General features: G+C 28.6%; 1 protein-coding gene and 1 pseudogene. One reads left to right on the top strand and one right to left on the bottom strand.

Annotation, left to right across the window (positions count from 1 at the left end; all coding sequences use genetic code 11):
• Window positions 1-230: pseudogene (locus EVI01_RS13310) on the bottom strand (hypothetical protein); the annotation flags it as partial.
• Between the two features lie 797 nt (window positions 231-1,027).
• Here EVI01_RS13310 and EVI01_RS13305 point away from each other — a divergent pair.
• Entirely contained in the window at window positions 1,028-2,416 is a 1,389-nt protein-coding gene (locus tag EVI01_RS13305) for a helix-turn-helix domain-containing protein (protein ID WP_010752349.1), read from the top strand.
• Window positions 2,417-2,541: the final 125 nt, after the last annotated feature.

The raw sequence follows: 2,541 nt of genomic DNA, 5'->3' as shown, positions 1-2,541 counted from the left end.
CCAGCAGCTTTAAGAATCAGTTTTCTAGCAGCTTGAATAGTATCCTTTGTCGTCTTTGGAGAAAGTGCCGTATGAGTACTATCAGTATACAAAGCATTTACCGCATTAATCGCATCTTGTGCACTTGAACTTACGGTTATTTGTTGAGCTGCGTTAACTGTTCCAATATGTACGGTGCCAGCTCCAATACACATAAATGAGGCAAGTATTAATAATTTACTAGGTTTCATCTTAAATCATCCATTTCTTTTTTTATTTTTTGCAAAGTTTGATCCATCTTAAAAAAATTGTTTAATGAAGGTGATATCTAACAATTCCAATCATCGGAATCATATTTCTTTGGATAAATCTAAATATACATGGAGCAAAATCTACAATTGATATTAATTAGCTATTCACATGTTTGTTCCTGTTTATAAACATAATGAACTATTTTCTTTTTATGTCCTCCTTTCTTTGTTAGTTAATAGAGAGGTTTATGTAATAAAATTTCCGATGATACACATTATATAATGGTTTTTAAATGATTATTCTCAAATTTTGTTTTTTTATTTAAAGAAAATGAGACTTATAAATAACTTCACTTTATTCATTGTTAGTACGGATAGTATCAGCCTATTTTCAACATAACTAACTATTTTCCTGTATGAATGATTGAACACAGAAAGAGTAAGAATAAATATAGATGACTTGTTTATCAGAAAAAAACAAGTGAAATCATTTTTTATGATACTTTGTTTTAAAACAGAAGGAGAAAAGAGCTCTTGTTAATGATAGAATGTGAGGGAGTAGCAACTTATTTAGAGGGCTTTCTTATAAAATAATATAGTGAAGGGATTCGTTCTTTTTTAATCGAAAATGTCTCAATTTAGTTCAGAATAATAGTCGCAATTTGAGAATAATTTTAGAGGATATGTAGTATTATCAAAGATAAATTCTAAATTAAGGAGCAAATAATGAATGCGTTACATATAGAGGTTATGACTAAATTAAGAATATTAAAAAAATTAATGGACTCGCAAGGTGAATGGGTCAGCACAGCAGAGCAGAGCTATCCCAAGAACTGAATATGAATGTTTCAAAAATGAGACAATTGCTTAAACATTTCCTTGATGACTTGGAAGACTTGAAGGTTGACATTCGAATCAAAATAGTGAAGCAACACGGGATAATAGTAGAAAATTGTAATTACATCAAATATACTCAAATCAGGAAGTTATTAATTACTAGTACATTTGAATATCAGTTAATTTGGAATTTTTTTCGTGAAAAAATCAAAAAGTCTCAAGATTTTAGTTTTAATTATCATATTAGTAATCCGACTTTTTATCGGCGGCTAAACTTTATTAATGAAGGCTTGACATTTTACGGGATAAAATTGCATAAATTTATGATTGAAGGAAATGAACGCTTTGTACGTAGTTTTTTGATGCAATATTTTTACGAAGTAAATTATGGATGTGATTTTCCTTTTAAGAAAAGAGAAAAAGAAACTATCTTGCAATTGATTGGTTTGATGGAACGTAAAATGGGGTTCAATCTAACAAATGATAGCAAAGAGCGGTTGTGTTATTTATGGATGGTTTCAAAAATCAGACGTGAGAATCATCATTTTTTAGATAATACATTGAAGGAATGCTCGGAATTTTGTTTGAATAATCCCTATTTCTTAATTTTTAAAGAGGTTTTCTCTCCATTTCTTTCTCAAAATGAATTTATGAAAAATGAAATGGAATATTTATTTTATGGTTTTTTTTCTGTACATATTAATTATTCTAGTCTATCTATCAATCATTTAGTCACGGTGAAAAAAATGTTGGAGAATTCTAGATGCCAGTATAAGAAGGCATCAAAGTTGTATTTAGATAGTTTAAAAGAAAAGTTGTTGATACATCTTCCTTACACTGATAAAAAAATTTTACAAATAGAAATTTATTCCTCTTGCATGTATGCGTGGTTGTTTCCTATACCAGTATCATTTGAATTAGATTTAAACTACTTTGATTATATAAAAAATATTAGCATTAAATATCCTGAATTTACAGAATATATCGACTTAATTCTTGATAGGAGCAGGACAATTGATCCTACAGTATTAAACCGTCAGTATATTATTAAATACATAGCTATGATTATTTATTGTTACAAAAATAAATTTAGTTTTAAAAAAAATATTCGTATCGCTGTTCGACTAAGACAAGGATGGATCCAAGAAAATATTATTACAGCACAAATTTTTAGTCGTTTTAAAAATGAATACAATTTAGAAGTGAGTGTAACCCCTGAACAGGCGGATATTTTGATTACGGATATGCCGAATGAGAAAAATAAAAATGGGAAAGTCTTGTATCTCTACAATCAGATGTTAGATCTAGCAAAATTAGAAAGTTGGTTAGATCAATGGCCATTTAGGTGATTCTTATTTAATCAGCGATAAAATGTGACTTTTCCAATGAAGTGAATGACATAAACAGCCTATCAATTTGATAAAGTGAGCGATAAATGCCATTTTTGTATGTAACTTAATTTTTTATTACAGAA

This window comes from Enterococcus villorum, from assembly GCF_007990225.1.
Lineage (GTDB): Bacteria > Bacillota > Bacilli > Lactobacillales > Enterococcaceae > Enterococcus_B > Enterococcus_B villorum.
Note: the sequence above shows the minus strand (reverse complement) of the source record. Positions and strands in the feature narration are given on the sequence as shown.

What these genes read in the sequence shown, in the direction of transcription:
- EVI01_RS13305 (WP_010752349.1), top strand. Translation starts at nt 1,028, where the DNA reads ATGGGTCAGCACAGCAGAGCAGAGCTATCCCAAGAACTGAATATGAAT.